This is a genomic window from Polaromonas sp. (genome assembly GCF_030682935.1).
GTDB lineage: Bacteria > Pseudomonadota > Gammaproteobacteria > Burkholderiales > Burkholderiaceae_C > Polaromonas.
In genome coordinates, this window is sequence record NZ_JAUXNA010000122.1 from 1 (window position 1) to 17,291 (window position 17,291).

General features: G+C 61.5%; 22 protein-coding genes and 1 tRNA gene. 13 read left to right on the forward strand and 10 right to left on the reverse strand.

Going from position 1 to position 17,291, the window contains the following annotated elements; all coding sequences use genetic code 11:
* Together Q8K05_RS05490 and Q8K05_RS05495 are read left to right on the forward strand one after the other, a co-directional pair.
* On the forward strand, window positions 1-900 hold a 900-nt coding region (locus tag Q8K05_RS05490), incomplete at its 5' end, for a YheT family hydrolase (RefSeq protein ID WP_305245509.1).
* A 44-nt stretch (window positions 901-944) separates the two neighbouring features.
* Window positions 945-1,514, forward strand: coding sequence for a DUF2946 family protein (locus Q8K05_RS05495; protein WP_305245510.1), 570 nt, complete (start codon window positions 945-947; stop codon window positions 1,512-1,514).
* 103 nt (window positions 1,515-1,617) lie between these two features.
* On the opposite strand, the gene Q8K05_RS05500 is transcribed toward Q8K05_RS05495, so the two are convergent.
* Window positions 1,618-2,487 (reverse strand): cytochrome c5 family protein, encoded by an 870-nt coding sequence (locus Q8K05_RS05500; protein ID WP_305245511.1) that lies wholly within the window; start codon window positions 2,485-2,487, stop codon window positions 1,618-1,620.
* A 211-nt stretch (window positions 2,488-2,698) separates the two neighbouring features.
* Between Q8K05_RS05500 and Q8K05_RS05505 the strand changes: the two genes are divergently transcribed.
* From Q8K05_RS05505 to Q8K05_RS05520, 4 genes are all read left to right on the forward strand, one after another.
* A tRNA-Arg gene (locus Q8K05_RS05505) sits at window positions 2,699-2,774 on the forward strand.
* Between the two features lie 81 nt (window positions 2,775-2,855).
* Window positions 2,856-3,257 carry a DUF6538 domain-containing protein gene (locus Q8K05_RS05510; protein ID WP_305245512.1) on the forward strand — a complete coding sequence of 134 codons (402 nt, stop codon included), beginning with the start codon at window positions 2,856-2,858 and terminating at the stop codon, window positions 3,255-3,257.
* A gap of 237 nt (window positions 3,258-3,494) precedes the next feature.
* The gene (locus tag Q8K05_RS05515) at window positions 3,495-4,280 is read left to right on the forward strand and encodes a TIGR04255 family protein (protein WP_305245513.1); all 786 of its coding nucleotides are present in this window, start codon (window positions 3,495-3,497) and stop codon (window positions 4,278-4,280) included.
* Entirely contained in the window at window positions 4,277-4,909 is a 633-nt protein-coding gene (locus tag Q8K05_RS05520) for a hypothetical protein (protein WP_305245514.1), read from the forward strand. Before Q8K05_RS05515 ends, Q8K05_RS05520 begins: the two co-directional genes overlap by 4 nt.
* A gap of 44 nt (window positions 4,910-4,953) precedes the next feature.
* Here the strand turns inward: Q8K05_RS05520 and Q8K05_RS05525 are convergent, their stop codons facing one another.
* On the reverse strand, window positions 4,954-5,097 hold the full coding sequence (locus Q8K05_RS05525) for a hypothetical protein (protein ID WP_305245515.1): 144 nt from the start codon (window positions 5,095-5,097) through the stop codon (window positions 4,954-4,956).
* Window positions 5,098-5,181: 84 nt separating this feature from the next.
* Here Q8K05_RS05525 and Q8K05_RS05530 point away from each other — a divergent pair, with 84 nt between their 5' ends.
* Window positions 5,182-5,754, forward strand: coding sequence for a hypothetical protein (locus Q8K05_RS05530; protein ID WP_305245516.1), 573 nt, complete (start codon window positions 5,182-5,184; stop codon window positions 5,752-5,754).
* Between the two features lie 129 nt (window positions 5,755-5,883).
* On the opposite strand, the gene Q8K05_RS05535 is transcribed toward Q8K05_RS05530, so the two are convergent.
* Window positions 5,884-6,183 (reverse strand): hypothetical protein, encoded by a 300-nt coding sequence (locus Q8K05_RS05535; protein ID WP_305245517.1) that lies wholly within the window; start codon window positions 6,181-6,183, stop codon window positions 5,884-5,886.
* Between Q8K05_RS05535 and Q8K05_RS05540 the strand changes: the two genes are divergently transcribed.
* The gene (locus tag Q8K05_RS05540; protein ID WP_305245518.1) at window positions 6,182-6,667 is read left to right on the forward strand and encodes a hypothetical protein; all 486 of its coding nucleotides are present in this window, start codon (window positions 6,182-6,184) and stop codon (window positions 6,665-6,667) included. The genes Q8K05_RS05535 and Q8K05_RS05540 overlap by 2 nt on opposite strands.
* A gap of 170 nt (window positions 6,668-6,837) precedes the next feature.
* On the opposite strand, the gene Q8K05_RS05545 is transcribed toward Q8K05_RS05540, so the two are convergent.
* Complete coding sequence (locus Q8K05_RS05545; protein ID WP_305245519.1) at window positions 6,838-8,070, reverse strand: multidrug effflux MFS transporter; 1,233 nt, start codon at window positions 8,068-8,070, stop codon at window positions 6,838-6,840.
* On the reverse strand, window positions 8,067-8,939 hold the full coding sequence (rsmI, locus tag Q8K05_RS05550; RefSeq protein WP_305245530.1) for a 16S rRNA (cytidine(1402)-2'-O)-methyltransferase: 873 nt from the start codon (window positions 8,937-8,939) through the stop codon (window positions 8,067-8,069). The genes Q8K05_RS05545 and rsmI overlap by 4 nt, the downstream gene beginning before the upstream one ends.
* Before the next feature lie 50 nt (window positions 8,940-8,989).
* Between rsmI and Q8K05_RS05555 the strand changes: the two genes are divergently transcribed.
* The 3 genes from Q8K05_RS05555 (at window position 8,990) to Q8K05_RS05565 (ending at window position 10,820) form a co-directional block, all read left to right on the forward strand.
* Complete coding sequence (locus Q8K05_RS05555) at window positions 8,990-9,448, forward strand: YraN family protein (RefSeq protein ID WP_305245520.1); 459 nt, start codon at window positions 8,990-8,992, stop codon at window positions 9,446-9,448.
* 113 nt (window positions 9,449-9,561) lie between these two features.
* Window positions 9,562-10,161, forward strand: a complete 600-nt coding sequence (locus Q8K05_RS05560) for a phosphoheptose isomerase (protein WP_305245521.1) — start codon at window positions 9,562-9,564, stop codon at window positions 10,159-10,161.
* Window positions 10,158-10,820, forward strand: coding sequence for a BON domain-containing protein (locus Q8K05_RS05565; RefSeq protein WP_305245522.1), 663 nt, complete (start codon window positions 10,158-10,160; stop codon window positions 10,818-10,820). Before Q8K05_RS05560 ends, Q8K05_RS05565 begins: the two co-directional genes overlap by 4 nt.
* 53 nt (window positions 10,821-10,873) lie before the next feature.
* Here Q8K05_RS05565 and Q8K05_RS05570 read toward each other — a convergent pair whose 3' ends face one another.
* Genes Q8K05_RS05570 through Q8K05_RS05585 form a run of 4 tightly spaced genes read right to left on the reverse strand, consistent with a single transcriptional unit; the run spans window position 10,874 to window position 14,704 of the window.
* Entirely contained in the window at window positions 10,874-11,776 is a 903-nt protein-coding gene (locus Q8K05_RS05570) for an NAD(P)-dependent oxidoreductase (RefSeq protein WP_305245523.1), read from the reverse strand.
* Between the two features lie 48 nt (window positions 11,777-11,824).
* A complete protein-coding gene (locus Q8K05_RS05575; RefSeq protein ID WP_305245524.1) occupies window positions 11,825-12,961 on the reverse strand; it encodes a PilT/PilU family type 4a pilus ATPase in 1,137 nt (378 codons plus the stop codon).
* Window positions 12,962-13,000: 39 nt separating this feature from the next.
* Window positions 13,001-13,633, reverse strand: coding sequence for a cyclic nucleotide-binding domain-containing protein (locus Q8K05_RS05580; protein WP_305245525.1), 633 nt, complete (start codon window positions 13,631-13,633; stop codon window positions 13,001-13,003).
* 27 nt (window positions 13,634-13,660) lie between these two features.
* A complete protein-coding gene (locus tag Q8K05_RS05585) occupies window positions 13,661-14,704 on the reverse strand; it encodes a type IV pilus twitching motility protein PilT (RefSeq protein WP_305245526.1) in 1,044 nt (347 codons plus the stop codon).
* A 61-nt stretch (window positions 14,705-14,765) separates the two neighbouring features.
* Here Q8K05_RS05585 and Q8K05_RS05590 point away from each other — a divergent pair, with 61 nt between their 5' ends.
* Window positions 14,766-15,482: a YggS family pyridoxal phosphate-dependent enzyme gene (locus tag Q8K05_RS05590; protein ID WP_305245527.1), complete on the forward strand. Its 717-nt coding sequence runs from the start codon at window positions 14,766-14,768 to the stop codon at window positions 15,480-15,482.
* Here Q8K05_RS05590 and Q8K05_RS05595 read toward each other — a convergent pair whose 3' ends face one another.
* A complete protein-coding gene (locus tag Q8K05_RS05595; protein WP_305245528.1) occupies window positions 15,483-15,962 on the reverse strand; it encodes an Lrp/AsnC ligand binding domain-containing protein in 480 nt (159 codons plus the stop codon).
* Between the two features lie 113 nt (window positions 15,963-16,075).
* Here Q8K05_RS05595 and Q8K05_RS05600 point away from each other — a divergent pair.
* The coding region (locus Q8K05_RS05600; protein ID WP_305245529.1) for a proline dehydrogenase family protein at window positions 16,076-17,291 on the forward strand (1,216 nt) is incomplete at its 3' end.

The window sequence follows — 17,291 nt, forward strand, 5'->3', positions numbered from 1 at the left end:
GAGGCGCCGAGTTTTCGCCGTGAGCGTTGGGTGACACCCGATGACGATTTTATTGACGTGGATTTTGCCCGGCACGCCAGCGCCGCTGCTGCACCGCTGCTGGCGGTGTTTCATGGCCTTGAAGGTTCGTCGGCCAGCCACTATGCTGAGGCTTTTGCCGGCGTGGCGCGAAGCCGGGGCTGGGCCTGCGCCGTGCCGCATTTTCGCGGCTGCTCGGGCGAGCTCAATCGCGCACCGCGCGCCTACCACTCGGGCGATTTCGAGGAGATCGACTGGATTTTGCGGCGTTTCAGGCGCCAACATGCGGGTCCGGTGATGGCTGTAGGGGTTTCGCTGGGCGGCAACGCCTTAATGCGCTGGGCCGGCGAACTTGGCGCCGAGGCGGCAAGCGTGGTCACTGCAGTGGCCTCGGTCTGTTCGCCGCTTGATCTGGCCGCCAGTGGCCTGGCCATTGGCCGTGGGTTTAACCGGCAGGTGTACACGCGCATGTTCCTGCGCACCATGGTGCCCAAAGCCCTTCAAAAGCTGGATCAGCACCCCGGCTTGTTTGACCGGCAGGCGCTGCTGGCGGCAAGCGACCTGTATGCGTTTGACAACATCTTTACGGCACCGCTGCACGGCTTTAAAGATGCCGATGATTACTGGGCGCGCGCCTCGGCCAAGCCGCACCTGCACCAGGTCGCCGTGCCTGCGTTGGCCCTGAACGCGCTGAATGATCCCTTTGTCCCGGCCGGCAGCCTGCCAAGGGCCGCCGATGTCAGCCCTTGCGTGACACTGTGGCAGCCTGCGCAGGGCGGGCATGTGGGCTTTCCCTCGGCCCCTGCTGGCGGTGCAACTTTTCCGGGCAATATACGAGCCATGCCTGAAGCGGTTACGGCCTTTCTGGCGGCGCAGCTTTAGCCCCGGGCGCGTCACGCCGGTGAGGACGGTGCAAAATAGCCATCATGGATGACATTGTTCGACAAGCGATCGCGAAGTGGCCCAACGTTCCCGACTGCTACGGCTGGCTCGGGCTGGATGCGCGCGGCAACTGGTATATGCGCGACGACGGGGCCCAGGCGGCCGGTTCGTTTTCTACCTCATTTTCACCGGCAGACGCCGCCGGCAGCGGGGCCGGCAAGGGCTCGCTGCTCAAGCACGAAAAGCTGATGGACTTCATCCAGCGCAACTACGAGAGCGACGCCAGCGGGCAGTGGTTTTTTCAGAACGGCCCGCAGCGCGTCTATGTCGAGCTGCAAGCCACGCCGCTGATCTGGCGTGTTGATGCCGCGCCGGCGTTTGCGGTGGCGTCGCACACCGGCCAGCCGGCCCGCGTCCAGCGCTGCCTGGTGGACGAATGGGGCCGGGTGTACCTGGAAACGGATGTGGGCTTTGGCTTGGTCCACACCCAGGACATGCTGCATGCCGCCGACGCCGTTGAGCAGGGCTTGTGGGTGCCTGAAGAGGTGTCAGCGCGCGATCTGCCCGCGCGGTTTGGCTATGTGCGCAGCCCGGAGGCACTACAAAAAACGTAGCGTATTGCGCCCGTCATGCAGGGGCTGGAGTCACTTTTTTCTTGTAAATTTCGATAAAAAAACCGGTCAGTGACCGGCTTTTTTTCTGAGCGGATGACGCTGATTACTGGGAAGCGCTCACCATGTATTCCACGGCCGACCGGATGTCGGCGTCAGAGGCGGCAGAACCGCCTTTGGGGGGCATGGCGCCCTTGCCCTTGATGACGCTGGCGGTCAGCATGTCGAGGCCGGTTTTGATGCGGGGTGCCCAGGCTGCCTTGTCGCCCAACTTGGGTGAGCCGGCCACACCCGATGCATGGCATGCGACGCAGGCTTGTTTGTACAGCGCTTCGCCGGCGCCCACCGCTGCGACCGTGGCAGGAGCAGCCGTTGCGGCAACAGGCGCTGCCGGTGAAGCCGCTGCAGGTGCTGCTGCAGTAACCACGGGTTCGATCGCCGGGCTTGCCGCCGCGTCAGCGGCGGGCGCAGGCGCTGCAGGTGCCGTAAATTTTCCGCCCGCAGCGGCTGTCAGGTACACCACGGCGCGGGCAATTTCGATGTCGTTGTGGTCGCCGCCGCCCTGTGCAGCCATGGCGTTTTTGCCTTTGAGGGCCGAATTCCAGAGCGCTTCAAAACCCGTCGCGAGGCGGGGTGCCCAAGCTGCGGCGTCGCCAAACTTGGGTGCACCTGCGGCGCCGGAGTCATGGCAAGCCACGCACTGTGCTTTGTAAACCTCTTCTCCGGACTTGAGCGGGCGGTTGGCATCACGAATTTCAATCGTCCCGATTTTCTGAATGCGCTGAGCGACAGCCCTTTCAGAGTTATCCACGCCAGCGGAAGGCTTGTTGGCCGAGGTCACGTAATACACCAGCCCGATGATGGCAAAAATGGGCACCACAAAAGAGAAAAAGACCGCTGCCAGCAATTGCTGTGGGGTTTTGATCGGGCCAGTGTGGGCTTCTTCGTGGGCCGTGTTGTGGTCGTTTGCGCTCATGGCATCCTCAAAAAACTAAAAATCGGGGCTATCGGGGAGTGCTACAGCGTCTGCTCAGCAACTGCGGATTATAGCCACGGGCCTTGTAAATCGAGAAGAGGCACGGCTGGCTGATAGAATGAGCGTCGTTGTGTGACGTAGTTCGTGCACACAGCACAAACACTCCCGGCTGCACCCCCTGCAGACTGGGAGCAAATCATTATTCAGCGTTGCGGCTGTAGCTCAGTGGATAGAGTATTGGCCTCCGAAGCCAAGGGTCGTGGGTTCGATCCCCGCCAGCCGCACCAGCCTTACCTAAGCCCTTGATTCCAAGGGACTTTTCTGGTTTTGTGCCGTCTGCTACATCGCTACGCTACAAAAGGTGAAGCATGGCAGAGCATCTTGCGCGTCGAGGGGGCGTGTGGTGGGCGCGTCTGGTCGTTCCGGCGCGATTACGTGAGGCGACAGGGCGGCGCGAGTTCATTCAATCTTGCAAGACCCACGAATTGCATATTGCCAAGCTGGTGGGGGCGGTTCTGGTGGCAGGCTGGAGGCGGCAGCTTTTGGCGTTAGAACCTGTTGCCATGAATTCTGATGTCCTGAAACTGATTGACAAGGCCCCGGCGTTGACTGCGGGTGGGTACTTAACTGTTGCCGATGCCGCCGCTTTGATTGGTGTAGAGCGTAATTGGCTGCTGCGCATTGCGGCCACCTACAGTCTGAAGCTGTATTGCCGCCTAGTGAATGTGTCAGGCTATATCCTGGTCGGCTCCGACCTTGGCGGAGCTTAACGCGGCAGGAGTGGTGGCCCCTCGTGGGGGGAAATGGTTGCTGGCTCAGGTTCAGCGGTTACTTATCCGGGTTGAGGCGCTGCAGGCTTGATCCCTTCTGGGGGGGCTAAAGGTTGGACTGATGCGTAAGTTGTTGTCCCGTAACAGTTTTTTGAAAATCCATGGGAGAGCAAAAATATTTGCCTAGATTTGTCAATCAGAGTGTAAACTTGCTTACGTAATACATTGGAGAAGATCATGGGGACCCCGCTGAAGAACCCGCCTGTCTATTTCACTCTGGTTCAGGTCCGCTTCAACGCAATATTGAAACTCTCCGAATACTTGCCATCCATTCAGGATGAAATGCGAAAAACTGGCTTTCCCGACTTCGTGACACGAAAGTCCATGGTTCTCCAGATTGCAACGCAAGACGGAAAAACGATACCAACAACAGCGACGACTGAACGCTTTTTCTTCGGGACAACCGACAAGAAGCACTGTTTTGTTCTAGCGGCGGAAGCCCTAACGCTGCAGTCCACGGACTATGGAACTTTTGAAGCCTTCTCGGCGATGTTCCTAAAAGGACTTTTGCTCGTTAATCAAATGGTTCAGCTCGATTTCACTGAGCGGGTTGGCTTGCGCTATTTAGATCATGTCACTCCAAAAAATAACGATACCTTGGATGATTACCTTGCGGAAGAAGTGCGGGGCTTGAGTGCTCGGTTGTCCGGAAAGGCCCTTCACTCATTCACAGAAACACTGCATGAAGTCGATGGTGTTCGCCTGCTGTCCCGGGTCGTCATTCAGGACGGTAGTTTGCCTTTTCCTCCTGACATGCAGCCAGAAGAAATGTCGATAAATCCACGGTTTTTGAGCTACTCTGGCCGCCATGCCATGGTGGACACAGATGGCTTTATCGAGGGCCGAGAAGTTTTCTCCGCGGATCATATCGGTAAACAGTTAAACGCAATCCATGATGTCATTCGGATTGCGTTCCGGGCCGTAGTGACTGAGCACGCCTTTAACGTCTGGGATGAAAAATGATTGAATCTCTGCTTTTTGCAGGAACTGCGAGTGGTCAAGTCGGTATTGGCTACCATCCGGCTCCGGCCATTTATGGCCGGGCATCGGTAGAGGGGCGTCCTCTTCCGAACATTGGTGCGGTAGGCACGGGTGGTATTGAGAGCGGAGGCTACTATCTCAAGCGCATGGGTTACCAGCCGTTAGAAGTTGTGCCGACTGATGTGCAGTTGGAAAAAGCGCCGTTCGCCAAACTAATGCAAGAGGTCAAGGCCGGCTTTGGCCGAACCATGACACGCTTGCCAGAGGTTTTTGGTGTTTCCCGGCAGACGCTTTACAACTGGCTCGAAGGGGAAACCCCCAAAGAGGCTCATCAGGCCAAACTCGCGCAATTGGCAGAGGCCGCCCGCATGTTTTCAGAGCTTGGGTTCAAGCCTACATCCCTTTCGCTTGATCGCACTGTGTCGCAGGGCAAGTCCTTGTTGCAGTTGCTCCGTGAAGGGGCTGATGGCCGGGAAATGGCCAAGAAGCTCGTCCGGATCAGCCAACGGGCAACCGAGTCGAGAGCCAAGCTAGACGACCTTCTGGGCGGTCGCAAGGCGCGTCTGGACGTTTCAGATGTAGGGACTCCCTCTGTTAACGAGAGTGCATGAACTGAATGCAGGGCCAGCAGTTCAAGCAGTGGACGAGAGAAACGTCATGGAGGCAAGGCCATGTGCTGGATGCACATGCCGTCGCCGCGCTCGGACTCAAAAATCCGGTTGATGAGGTAGCTACGACTGTCGTGGTAATTAGTCACGACTGCGATGTGGCCGTCGATAACCTGGATGTCGAGCCTCATGTTGAAGTGATTGTGGGTAGGTTGGTAGCAGTCCCTGACGGAAATTTCACATGGGGTAAGGCACCTCGAACTCTCCACTTGCCTATGGTTCGTGATGGCGGCGAAGTCATCATTGAATTAGTCTCGACCAATAAACTTTTCGTCCCAAAAAGTAAATTAGCCCAATACGAGCCAGACTCAGCGTTTGTCCTCGATGGCAAAGGGCTTGGGGTCCTGCGGAGCTGGTTGAGTGCCCGCTATAACCGTAGCGCCTTTACAGATGCATTTGTAGATCGAATGAGGGCCACCAAGCTCGACGTAAGGCTGGCGAAAACCCTAGAGCCTCATGGCGGATTAATTTCCTTCGTCAACTTTGACATCGACGCCGGTCAGGTCGTTGAGCGGCCTGCGGGAGACCCCTACACGCTTAGCATTGTTCTTGTATACGCGCCCGGGGATGATCCTGACGCGTCTGCCGAAGCCGCCGAGGCGGTCGTTCAAGCTGTCGAAAAAATTTGCGAAGACCGGCTGAAAGCTGGGACTGACATCGTCCTTAAGCGCTGTATGTCTATCTCAGAAGACGATATGCCGGTCAGCCAGGCCAGGGTTCTGATGCAGTGGCGACTTGAGCATATGACCAATAAAGCCGACGACCATCCGGGACCTATAGGTCAATAGGCGTGACGCGTGCTACAAAGTCCTGCTACATAATGCTTGCTTTGCGATGAGGTAGTAGGCAGAAGGGTCGTGGGTTCGATCCCCGCCAGCCGCACCAATTATTGACTTCTTGCGTTCACGGCCAGGGCATCAGGTACAGGCGCTGTGAACGCTGCGCTGGTCGGTCACGCCTTCCATCGCCTTGATCCGTCCGTATGGCTTCAAGGTCAACATGCCGTCCGCCACGGCGCACTGAAACAGCAAAGCGACCGGTCGCGCGACTGGATAGCTTCCTGAGCGCGTGCTGTAACGTGTGTGCCATTCGGCCGCGCAAGCCCGCCCGGTCAGGGGCGTGCCCGCTGCGGGATGAAAATCGGGCCGAACAGGGATCGCCGGGCGCGTGATGAAATGGAGGCTGTCAAAATTTCGGATGCCATAGGAGTGCGCCATGAAAGTCGTCAAAACCTTTTTCAGCCTAGCGCTGGCCGTGTTGTTCATGGCGGGGTGCGCCTCCTTCAGTGCGCTGCAGCCAGGCATGTCGCGCGAGGACGTCGTGGCTCGTTACGGCACGCCATCTCGGGTGCTGCCGCTGAACGCGGGGATCCGGCTGCAGTATTCGAGGCAGCCGGCCGGCCAGACCGCCGTGATGGTGGATCTGGATGCCGCAGGCCGGGTGGTCGCGGTCCGGCAAGTCCTGAACCTCCAGGAGTTTTCAAAAATCGAGCTGGGTCAGTGGACGCGTGAGGATGTGGAGCGCGAGTTCGGTCCGCCCGCTGCGGTGGACCGCGTGGCGTCCTGGCGCGGCGACATCATGAACTACCGCTGGCTTGACAATTTTCAGAGCATGTACTTCTGGGTCTATCTGGACGGCCGCAACGTGGTGCAGCGCACCGGTCAGGGCATGGAGTTGCCCCTGGAACTGCCCGACCGCTGAGCGTGGCTTTTGGGCTGCACCGGGTCCGGGTGATGGCGCTTGGTGGCTGGATCAATGCTATTGAATAAGGAGCTGTTGGCGCAGTATTCATATGCGCTGGAGGCCTATTTTGTCATCATTTTATGTACGGTAGTTGTTTTGGATGCGGGCTGACGGCCCGTTCCCGCGTGCTATTCCCCCGACACCGCCCGGCCAATCTCAGGCCAGCGGTGGTGCAGATACAGCCACGCCGCCAGTCCGATGCACAGCATGCCCAGCGAGACTGCCGCCAGCGCGGGCGCCGAGTGCATGACCAGCGGCGCGATCACGCCGGCCACAACGCCGTTGGCGCTGGAGCCGATAAAGGCCTGCAGGGAAGACGCCATGCCGCGCCGCTCGGGGTAGAGGTCAAGCACCAGCAGCGTGATGACAGGCACCATCAGCGCCCAGCCAAAGGCAAACACGGCAATCGGAAACAAGGCCCATGACACATGGGCGGTGAACAGCAGGTTGGCCGCCAGGTTCAGCAACGCCGTCACCAGCATGATGACAAAGCCATGGCGGATTTGCTGCTTGGGCGCGATTTTCCCCGCCAGCCGCCCGCTCAGCCAGGCCCCAAGCATGATGCCGGAAATGGTGAGCATGAAAAACCAGAAAAACTCGGTAGGCTGCAAGGCCAGAAGATCGCCAAGGAAGGCCGGCGCCGACAGCACATACAGAAACATGCCATTGAACGGCACACCGCTGGCCAGCGCCAGCAGCAAAAAGCGCGGACTCGAACCGAGTTGCCAGTAGCCGCGCATCAGGTGGCGCACTTCAAAGGGCTGGCGGTCCTGCGGTGGCAGGGTTTCCGGCAAAAACCGGTAGTTGGTGCCCCAGAGCACCAGGCCCACTGCCGTCAGAAACCAGAAAATACTGTGCCAGCCCAGATGCACAAACAGCCAGCCGCCCACAATCGGTGCCAGCGCTGGCGCCACGCCGAAGTAGATGGTGACCTGGCTCATGACTTTCTGGGCCTGAGCCGGCGGGTACATGTCACGTATCACGGCCCGCGACACCACGATGCCGGCACCGGTTGACAGACCCTGCAAGGCCCGGAAGAACACCAACTGCTCAATGCTCTGCGACAGCGCGCAGCCCGCCGATGCCAGCGTGAACATGGCAATGCCCCACAACACCACCGGACGCCGGCCAAAGCTGTCGGCCAGCGCGCCGTGAAACAGGTTCATGAACGCAAAGCCAAACAGGTAGGCCGACAGCGTTTGCTGCATTTCGACGGGCGACGCCCCCAGCGACTGCGCGATGCCCGCGAAGCCCGGAAGGTAGGTGTCAATCGAAAACGGCCCCAGCATGCCCAGCACGGCCAGCAGCGCGGCGAGCGCCCAGCGCGGCCCGCGCCAGAGCTGGTCGGCGTTCGGGTTCATTCTTTTTTCAGCTTCAGGGCGGTGTCATACAGCTCGTTGCGCGGTGCCCCCGTGATGTCTGCGGCCAGCTTCACCGCGGTTTTCAGGGGCAGTTCGGCCAGCAGCAGTTGCAGCACGCGGGTGCTGTCTTCAGCGCTTTCCTGCGGCGCCGACGCATGCAGCACCAGCGCAAACTCGCCGCGCGTGCGCTGCGGCCCGGCCGCCAGCCAGGCGGCAAAGTCCTGCGCCGGCACGGTGGCAATTTCTTCAAACTGCTTGGTGAGTTCGCGGCCCACCGTGAGCAGCCGGCCTTGCAGCACGGCCATGGCGCGCGCCAGCGCCTCGATGCGGTGCGGCGCCTCCAGAATCACGGTGGCGCGCGTGTCGGCGCGCAGCGCCTGGATGGCCTGGTCGCGTTCGCCGGCCTTGCTCGGCAAAAATCCGGCAAACACAAAACCGGTGGCGTTGTCCGCGCCGCCTTCGGCCCGGGTCACGCCTGCGGCGCTCAGCACGGTGGTGACGCTGCTGGCGCCCGGCAGTGGCATCACCTTGAGCCCGGCGGCGCGCACGGCGGCCACCAGGCGTGCGCCCGGGTCGCTCACGGCCGGCGTGCCGGCATCGCTGACATAGGCCACGCGCTCGCCGCGCTGCAGCCGCTCCACGATCAGCCCGGCGGCTTCGGCTTCGTTGTGCTGGTGCACGGCCAACAAGGGCTTGGCGGCCCCGGTTTCTATGCCGTATTGGCGCAGCAGGGGTTGCGTGTGGCGCTTGTCCTCGCAGGCAATCGCGTCCACCCGCTGCAGCACATGCAGGGCACGCAGGGTGATGTCGGCCAGGTTGCCAATAGGGGTGGCCACCACGTACAGCGTGGCTTCTGGATAATGCTGCATGCTCGCCGCAGCGCGCGCCGCATCCAGTGCCAATTCGAAAGAAGCGTTCAATGTGGTTTTCCAGAAAACAGGTGGTCAAGTCGCCGCCAGACGGCAGCGCACAAAGCGTTGCCGAGAGCGCAGGCGATGCGCCCCCGGCGGTGCCACGGCAGATTACCACCAAGTCGCGCGGCGATGCGGCGGAGTTGGCGGCGCGCGCCTACCTGGTTGGTGCCGGGCTGCGCTTTGTCGAGGCCAATTACCGCACGCCGGGGCGCGGCGGCGGCGAGATTGACCTGGTGATGCGGGCGTCCGACGGCACGCTGGTGTTTGTCGAGGTCCGTCAGCGCTCGGGCGCCTCGCACGGGGGCGCGGGGGCCAGCATCAGCGCCGTCAAGCAGCAGCGCATTATCTTGGCGGCCCGCCACTACCTGATGCGCTTTGCCAGCCCGCCGCCTTGCCGCTTTGATGTGCTGCTGGTGCAAGGGGCGCAGATTGAATGGCTGCCCGCCGCGTTTGATGCGTCCTGATGCCCGCTGCCCATGCCGGGTGGATGCGGATAATTTGTAACCAAGCCCTGCGCCAAGGCCGGGCAAGCCCCTTGCCGGGGCTGCGGCGCACCATGACCCGGTATCATGGGTGCATGCTTGAACAACGAATCGAACAGCAATTTATCGACAGCGCCGACCTCAAATACCAGTCGGCTCAGGTTTTGTCCAAACCCATCGCGGCCGCCGTGCAGGCCATTTTGGCCAGCGTCACCAGTGGCGGCAAGGTGCTGGCCTGCGGCAATGGGGGCTCGGCGGCCGATGCCCAGCATTTCGCCGCCGAATTTGTGGGCCGTTACGAGCGCGAACGGCCCGAGCTCGGTGCGATTGCACTGACCACCGACAGCTCCATCCTCACAGCCATTGCCAACGACTACGACTTCAGCGTGATTTTTTCCAAGCAGATCCGCGCGCTGGGCGGCGCTGGCGATGTGCTGCTTGCCCTCAGCACCAGCGGCAATTCGGCCAATGTGCTGGCTGCCGTCGAAGCGGCCCACGAGCGCGAGATGACGGTGGTGGCCCTGACCGGCCGGGGCGGCGGAAAAATGACTGCTGCCTTGCGTGAAACCGATGTGCATATCTGCGTGCCGCATGAGCGAACCGCGCGCGTCCAGGAGGTGCACCTGCTCGTCCTGCACTGCATTTGCGACGGCGTGGACACCCAGTTACTTGGCGATCAGGAGACTTCAGTATGAAACATGTTGCGATGAAACGCCTGGCTTTGTCGCTGGGCGCGGCGGTCTTGCTGTCCGGCGCGCTGACCGCCTGCGTCCCGCTGGTGGTGGGCGGCGCGGTGGCCGGGGGCTCCATGGTCGCCACCGACCGCCGTACCTCGGGTATTCAGCTTGAAGACGAGGGGATCGAATTGCGGGCCCGCAGCCGGATTCGTTCCGCCGTCGGCACACGTGTGCGCGTCAGCGTCACCAGTTACAACCGCCAGGTGCTGCTGACCGGCGAAGTGCCCAGCCTGCAGGACAAACAACTGGTCGAGCAGGTGGTGGCCGGTGTACAAAATGTGGTGTCGGTGGTCAACGAGCTGGCGGTCATGAACAGTCCCTCGCTGGTGGAGCAATCGTCGGACGCGCTGATCACCGGCCGCGTCAAGGCCATGCTGCTGGATGCCCGTGATCTGCATTTCAATGTCTTCAAGGTGGTGACCGAGCACGGCACCACCTACCTGATGGGGCGCGTGACCAGCCGCGAGGCGGACGGCGCCACGGCTGTGGCGCGTGCCACGCCCGGCGTGCAAAAGGTGGTGCGTATCTTTGAAATCATCAGCGAAGACGAGCTGGCGCGCATGTTTCCGAATGCAGCCAGGCCGCAAGTTGCGCCTCCCAAGGCCTCCGGGGGCTAAAGAGACCCGGTCGCTGGCTGGGCCGGCAACGGCCCTGTTGGTGGCGGCGGGGTCTATTTCAGGCGCTTGATCAGGCTGGAGGTATCCCAGCGCTGGCCGCCCATGGCCTGTACATCGCCATAAAACTGGTCCACCAGGGCCGTGACGGGCAAGCGGGCGCCGTTGCGCTTGGCTTCGTCCATCACCAGTCCCAGGTCCTTGCGCATCCAGTCGACCGCGAAGCCGAAATCAAACTGGTCGGCCACCATGGTTTTGCCGCGGTTGTCGAGCTGCCAGCTTTGTGCCGCGCCCTTGCCTATCACGTCCAGCACCTGGTTCACGTCCAGCCCGGCTTTCTGGCCAAAAGCCACGGCTTCGCTCAGGGCCTGCACCAGGCCGGCAATGCAGATCTGGTTGACCATTTTGGTGAGCTGCCCGGCGCCGCTTTCGCCCATCAGCGTGAAGGCTTTGGCAAACGCCATGGCTGCCGGTTTAACTGTTTCGAACGCGGCCGCATCGCCGCCGCACATGATCGTCAGTGCACCGTTCTGGGCGCCCGCCTGTCCGCCTGACACCGGCGCATCGATGAAATGCAGGCCGATGTGTTTTGCGGCTGTATACAGTTCCCGGGCGACGTTGGCCGAGGCTGTGGTGTGGTCCACAAAAATGGCGCCGGGCGCCATGCCCGCAAACGCGCCGTCCGCGCCCAGCGTGACGGCCCGCAGGTCGTCGTCGTTGCCGACGCAGCTAAACACGATGTCGGCACCCGCCGAAGCTTCGCGCGGCGTGGCGGCCGAAGCGCCCTTGAATTCTGTGACCCAGGCCTGCGCTTTTGCGGCACTGCGGTTGTATACCGTCACCTGGTGGCCCGCCAGCGCCAGATGGCCGGCCATGGGATAACCCATGACGCCCAGGCCCAGAAAGGCGACTTTGCGCGGGAGGGAAGCTTCGTAGGTTTTGGCTAGGGTGCTGGACATGGTGGGGAGTGAGAGTGGGCGGGTTTTTGACAGGCGCCGCCCGAGGGTTTAGACAATGGCGAAGCTTTCCGTGCCCGCTGCCAGATCTGTCGATTTGGCGCGCTGCGAATTGAGTTTGATCTGCAGCCGCAGGTCGTTCACCGAGTCGGCATTGCGCAAGGCGTCTTCGTAGCTGATGTGGTTGCTTTCAAAGGCGTCAAACAGCGCCTGGTCAAAGGTCTGCATGCCCATGTTGCGGCTTTTCTTCATGATCTCCTTGATCTCAAGCACATTGCCTTTGGAGATCAGGTCGGAAATCAGCGGCGAATTGAGCATGACTTCAAACACGGCATGGCGGCCCTTGCCGTCCTGTTTGGGGATCAGCCGCTGCGAAATCATGCTTCTGAGGTTGTGCGACAGGTCCATCAGCAACTGGGTGCGGCGCTCCTCCGGGAAGAAGTTGATGACCCGGTCCAGCGCCTGGTTGGCGCTGTTGGCGTGCAGGGTGGCCAGGCACAGGTGGCCGGTTTCGGCAAACGCGAGGGCGTGTTCCATGGTTTCGCGGTCGCGTATCTCGCCCATCAGTATCACGTCAGGCGCCTGGCGCAGCGTGTTTTTGAGCGCGGCGGCCCAGCTGTCGGTGTCCAGTCCCACTTCGCGCTGCGTGATGACGCAATTTTTGTGCGCATGGACAAACTCCACTGGGTCTTCAATCGTGATGATGTGGCCAAACGATTGCTCGTTGCGCCAGTCGACCATGGCCGCCAGCGTGGTGGACTTGCCCGAGCCGGTTGCGCCAACGAGGATCGCCAGTCCCCGCTTGGTCATCGTCACGTCCTTGAGCACCTGGGGCATGCCCATCGCGTCAATGGTCGGCAACGCCGCCGGGATCACCCGTATCACCATGCCCACCTTGCCCTGCTGGATAAAGGCATTGACGCGAAAACGCCCCACGCCGGGCGGCGAGATCGCGAAGTTGCATTCCTTGGTGCGTTCAAACTCGGCGGCCTGCTTGTCGTTCATGACGGCGCGGGCCAGCGCCAGCGTATGACTGGCATTGAGCGCCTGGGAGGACACCTTGGTCATCTTGCCGTCCACCTTGATCGCGGGCGGAAAGTCTCCGGTGATGAACAGGTCGCTGCCATTGCGGCTGACCATGAGCCGCAGGAGGTCGTTGATGAATTTACTGGCCTGGTCGCGTTCCATGACGTGTCCTTTGGGTCTTCTGCGGGGTGCGGATAGCGCTTAGTTCTTGTTTTCTGAGAGCCGGGCGCTGACTACCCTCAGGCGCAGCGACAGCTTGCGCGCCAGCAGTGCGATCAGGCTGGCCGCCAGCGCGGCATCAGCCGCCATCATGTCGTCGAGCGCCTGCGCGCTCAGTATGGCAATCTCGCATTCGGTCAGCGAGCTGCAGGCTGAAAAACGCATGCCGCTGTCCAGCAGTGACATTTCACCCAGGATGTCGCCGGGACGCGCTTCCGCAAGGCGCAGGCGCGTCCCCCAGGGCTGCACCCGGTCCACCGCGATGGTGCCGGTCAGCAACACGATCATGAAGTTGCCGTACTCTTCTTGCCGGATGATGTCGCGATTGGCCTGCACCGTGGCGAAGTCAAAAAACTGCTCCAGCCGGGGCACGGCGTCGGTGGCCAGGCGCATCATGTATTTGTCCTTGGACCACAGCGCCTGCAGCAGCTTGCTGCCCCGGGATGCGGACAGGCGCTTGGCGCCGATCTCGTTGGCGCGCGCTTCCCAGGGCACCAGCATCGATGGATTGACGCCTTGGTCGGCGAACGCCGTGGTAAACATCAGCGAGTCCGGGCGGTCGTCGTCACCCTGGCGCGGGGTGGACCTCTTGAGCAGTCCGAGTAAGCCTTTCATGGATGTGTCCTTCTGGTGCCCGGCAGATCAGCCCGGGAAGTTTTCAGGAATCTTGGCCTTGCTGCGTGCTTCCGCGGCGGAAATCACGTTTCGCTTGACCAGGTCGGTCAGATTCTGGTCCAGCGTCTGCATGCCCACGCTGTTGCCCGTCTGGATGGAGGAATACATTTGCGCGACCTTGGCTTCCCGGATCAGGTTGCGGATGGCGCTGGTGCCCAGCATGATTTCGTGGGCCGCGACCCGGCCCGAGCCGTCTTTGGTCTTGCACAGCGTTTGCGAGATCACGGCCTGCAGCGATTCGGACAGCATGGAGCGGATCATTTCCTTTTCTTCGGCGGGAAACACGTCAATGATCCGGTCGACGGTTTTGGCGGCGCTCGACGTGTGCAGCGTGCCGAACACCAGATGACCGGTTTCAGCGGCCGTCATGGCCAGGCGAATGGTCTCCAGGTCGCGCATTTCGCCCACCAAAATCGCATCCGGGTCTTCGCGTAGCGCCGACTTCAGGGCGGCGCTGAAACTCAGCGTGTGCGGGCCGACCTCGCGCTGGTTGATCAGGCATTTCTTGGACTCGTGCACAAACTCAATCGGGTCTTCGACTGTCAGGATGTGGCCGTACTCGGTTTCGTTGAGGTAGTTGACCATGGCCGCCAGTGTGGTCGATTTGCCCGACCCCGTGGGGCCGGTCACCAGCACCATGCCGCGCGGCTTGAGCGCCAGGTCGCCAAAAATCTTGGGTGCGCCCAGTTGTTCCAGCGTCAGGATTTTGGATGGAATGGTCCGAAGTACCGCGCCTGCCCCCCGGTTGTGGTTGAACGCATTGACGCGAAAGCGCGCCAGGCCGTCAATCTCGAACGAGAAATCGACCTCCAGAAATTCTTCGTAGTACTTGCGCTGGGTGTCATTCATGATGTCGTACACCATGGCATGCACCTGCTTGTGGTCCAGCGGATCGATGTTGATGCGCCGGACATCGCCGTTTACACGGATCATGGGCGGCAAACCCGACGACAAATGCAAGTCGGACGCCTTGTTCTTGACGCTAAAGGCCAGCAGCTGCGTGATGTCCATCCCGGGGGTCCTTGGAGGTCGAAATTGAGTTTTTGTTTGTAACTGGGATTACAGTGCGATTATGACTACGATTGCCCAGAATCTTCAGCTTGTCCGCGCGCGCATCGCTGCGGCGTGCCAGGCCGCCGGACGCGACCCGGCGAGTGTGCGCCTGCTGGCCGTTTCCAAGACCTTTGACGCCGATGCGGTGATCGAGGCAGTATCGGCCGGGCAATACGCGTTCGGAGAAAACTACGTCGCCGAGGGCGTCGACAAGATTCTGGCGCTGCGCAGCTGCCAGGCGGGCACCCCGGCGGGGGGGCTGGCGCTGGAGTGGCACTGCATCGGCCCGGTGCAAAGCAATAAAACCCGGCTCGTCGCCGAGCACTTTGACTGGGTGCAGTCGGTCGACCGGCTCAAGATTGCCCAGCGCCTGAGCGAGCAGCGGCCACCGCATTTGCCGTCCCTGCAAGTGTGTCTGCAGGTCAACGTGGATGGGGGCGCCAACAAATCGGGCCTGGCGCCCGCCGACGTGCTGGCGCTGGCGCAAGCGGTCGCGCAGCTGCCCGGCCTGACCCTGCGCGGTTTGATGGCGATTCCCGAGCCTGCTCCTGATTTTGTAGCTGCTTGCGCCCTGCATGAAAGGGCTAAGGCCTTATTTGATGCTATAAATAATGCGGGGGTGCTGCCCGTGCCCCTGGACACCCTGTCGCTGGGCATGACGGCCGACCTTGAAGCGGCCATCCATGCCGGCAGCACCATGGTGCGGGTGGGTACCGCCATTTTTGGCGGCCGCTGATCAAACCCCCAGCGCCAGCCGGTGGGTGTTTTTGACCTCTTCCATCACCGCGTAGGTGCGGGTTTCACGCACGCCGGGCAGTTGCCACAGCACGGTGCCGGCAAACGAGCGGTAAGCCGCCATGTCGGCCATGCGGGTCTTGAGCAGGTAGTCAAAGCCGCCCGCCACCATGTGGCATTCCATGATCTGGGGGTGTACCTGCACCGCCGCCTTGAAGGCTTCAAACACGTTGGGCGTGGTGCGGTCCAGCAGCACTTCGACAAACACCATCATGCCGGCGCCCAGTTTTAGCGGGTTCAGCCGCGCCTCATAGCCCAGAATGAACCCGTCCCGCGTGAGTCGCTGCACCCGCGCCAGCACGGCGGTGGGCGACAGGGCCACGCTTTCGGCCAGCTTGAGGTTGGAGAGACGGCCATCCTGCTGCAGAACATTCAGGATTTTCAGGTCAAGGCGGTCGATGTCTGGCAGTGTTTTGTGCATGGGTAGTGAATTATTCGGTAAATTCTTGAAATTTAGCGGGAAATTTTATGGCCTTCCATGGAATATCAGGGCATTGAATTGGTCCCTTTCTTCACCCTTTGATGGAGTTTTTTATGCCTGCCGTCCCCCGCCTGCCCTTTCCCTACCGCCCCGAGGCCGAGATCGTGACGCTTTACCTGCAGCGCCTGGCGGGCGCGCTCGACTGGGCCGCCGCCGCCCAGGCGGCGCAGCCGTGGGTGCAGGCCGTGCGCGATAACCCCCCGCCGTTCTGGGCCATGGAAAGCCTGCTCAAGGAATACCCGATATCGAGCGCCGAAGGCCTGGCCCTGATGCGCCTGGCCGAGGCTTTGCTGCGGGTGCCCGATGCTGAAACCGCTATTGCGCTGACGGCTGACCAGCTCGGCCGCGCCGATTTCGACGCGGCCGGCGACGGCGTGCTGCAACGCCTGTCGTCCTCGGCGATTGCGCTGTCCAAGAAATTTTTGCCCGAGGACGGCCAGCCCGGCCTCCGGGCCAAGCTCGGTGCACGCACCGTGGTCGCCGCCACCGTGCGCGCGGTGCAGCTGCTGGGGCGTCAGTTTGTGCTCGGCCAGACCATAGGCGACGCCATGAAGGAAGCCGACGCGGCCCGCAGGAAAACGGCCAGGCTGGTGTTCAGCTACGACATGCTGGGCGAGGGCGCGCGCACCGATGCCGATGCGCTGCATTATCTTGAAAGCTATACCAGCGCTATTAAATCAATAGCTTCTAGCGCCCGTCAAACAAGCGCATGTGAGCAAAATGATGGTATTTCCATCAAGCTCAGCGCCCTCCATCCGCGCTACGAAGATGCGCAGCGCGCGCGCGTCATGGCTGAGCTGGTGCCACGCGTCTGGGGCCTGTGCGAACTGGCGGCCCAGGCCAATATCAATTTGACGATTGACGCCGAGGAAGTGGACCGGCTGGAACTGTCGCTCGACGTGTTTGAAGCCCTGGCCGCCCAAGTCGCGCAGCACCTGCCGCAGTGGCAGGGCTTTGGCCTGGCGCTGCAGGCCTACCAGACCCGCGCGCTCGAACTGATCGAGCATGTCATCGGCATCGGCCGCAAATACAAACTGCGGCTGATGTGCCGGCTGGTCAAGGGCGCCTACTGGGATTCCGAAATCAAGCGTGCCCAGGAAATGGGCCTGCCGCATTACCCGGTGTTCACCCACAAGCACCACACCGACGTGTCTTACCTCGCCTGCGCGCAGGCGCTGCTGGCCGCGCCCGACGCGGTGTATCCGCAATTTGCCGGGCACAACGCCGGCACGATTGCCGCCATCCTGCAGATGGCTGCCCGCAACGCCG

Bases quoted from the DNA above. Each gene is read 5' to 3' on its own strand.
- Q8K05_RS05495 (WP_305245510.1), top strand. From the start codon at position 945: ATGGATGACATTGTTCGACAAGCGATCGCGAAGTGGCCCAACGTTCCC.
- Q8K05_RS05500 (WP_305245511.1), bottom strand. From the start codon at position 2,487: ATGAGCGCAAACGACCACAACACGGCCCACGAAGAAGCCCACACTGGC.
- Q8K05_RS05510 (WP_305245512.1), top strand. From the start codon at position 2,856: ATGGCAGAGCATCTTGCGCGTCGAGGGGGCGTGTGGTGGGCGCGTCTG.
- Q8K05_RS05515 (WP_305245513.1), top strand. From the start codon at position 3,495: ATGGGGACCCCGCTGAAGAACCCGCCTGTCTATTTCACTCTGGTTCAG.
- Q8K05_RS05520 (WP_305245514.1), top strand. From the start codon at position 4,277: ATGATTGAATCTCTGCTTTTTGCAGGAACTGCGAGTGGTCAAGTCGGT.
- Q8K05_RS05525 (WP_305245515.1), bottom strand. From the start codon at position 5,097: ATGAGGCTCGACATCCAGGTTATCGACGGCCACATCGCAGTCGTGACT.
- Q8K05_RS05530 (WP_305245516.1), top strand. From the start codon at position 5,182: ATGGTTCGTGATGGCGGCGAAGTCATCATTGAATTAGTCTCGACCAAT.
- Q8K05_RS05540 (WP_305245518.1), top strand. From the start codon at position 6,182: ATGAAAGTCGTCAAAACCTTTTTCAGCCTAGCGCTGGCCGTGTTGTTC.
- Q8K05_RS05535 (WP_305245517.1), bottom strand. From the start codon at position 6,183: ATGGCGCACTCCTATGGCATCCGAAATTTTGACAGCCTCCATTTCATC.
- Q8K05_RS05545 (WP_305245519.1), bottom strand. From the start codon at position 8,070: ATGAACCCGAACGCCGACCAGCTCTGGCGCGGGCCGCGCTGGGCGCTC.
- rsmI (WP_305245530.1), bottom strand. From the start codon at position 8,939: ATGCAGCATTATCCAGAAGCCACGCTGTACGTGGTGGCCACCCCTATT.
- Q8K05_RS05555 (WP_305245520.1), top strand. From the start codon at position 8,990: ATGTGGTTTTCCAGAAAACAGGTGGTCAAGTCGCCGCCAGACGGCAGC.
- Q8K05_RS05560 (WP_305245521.1), top strand. From the start codon at position 9,562: ATGCTTGAACAACGAATCGAACAGCAATTTATCGACAGCGCCGACCTC.
- Q8K05_RS05565 (WP_305245522.1), top strand. From the start codon at position 10,158: ATGAAACATGTTGCGATGAAACGCCTGGCTTTGTCGCTGGGCGCGGCG.
- Q8K05_RS05570 (WP_305245523.1), bottom strand. From the start codon at position 11,776: ATGTCCAGCACCCTAGCCAAAACCTACGAAGCTTCCCTCCCGCGCAAA.
- Q8K05_RS05575 (WP_305245524.1), bottom strand. From the start codon at position 12,961: ATGGAACGCGACCAGGCCAGTAAATTCATCAACGACCTCCTGCGGCTC.
- Q8K05_RS05580 (WP_305245525.1), bottom strand. From the start codon at position 13,633: ATGAAAGGCTTACTCGGACTGCTCAAGAGGTCCACCCCGCGCCAGGGT.
- Q8K05_RS05585 (WP_305245526.1), bottom strand. From the start codon at position 14,704: ATGGACATCACGCAGCTGCTGGCCTTTAGCGTCAAGAACAAGGCGTCC.
- Q8K05_RS05590 (WP_305245527.1), top strand. From the start codon at position 14,766: ATGACTACGATTGCCCAGAATCTTCAGCTTGTCCGCGCGCGCATCGCT.
- Q8K05_RS05595 (WP_305245528.1), bottom strand. From the start codon at position 15,962: ATGCACAAAACACTGCCAGACATCGACCGCCTTGACCTGAAAATCCTG.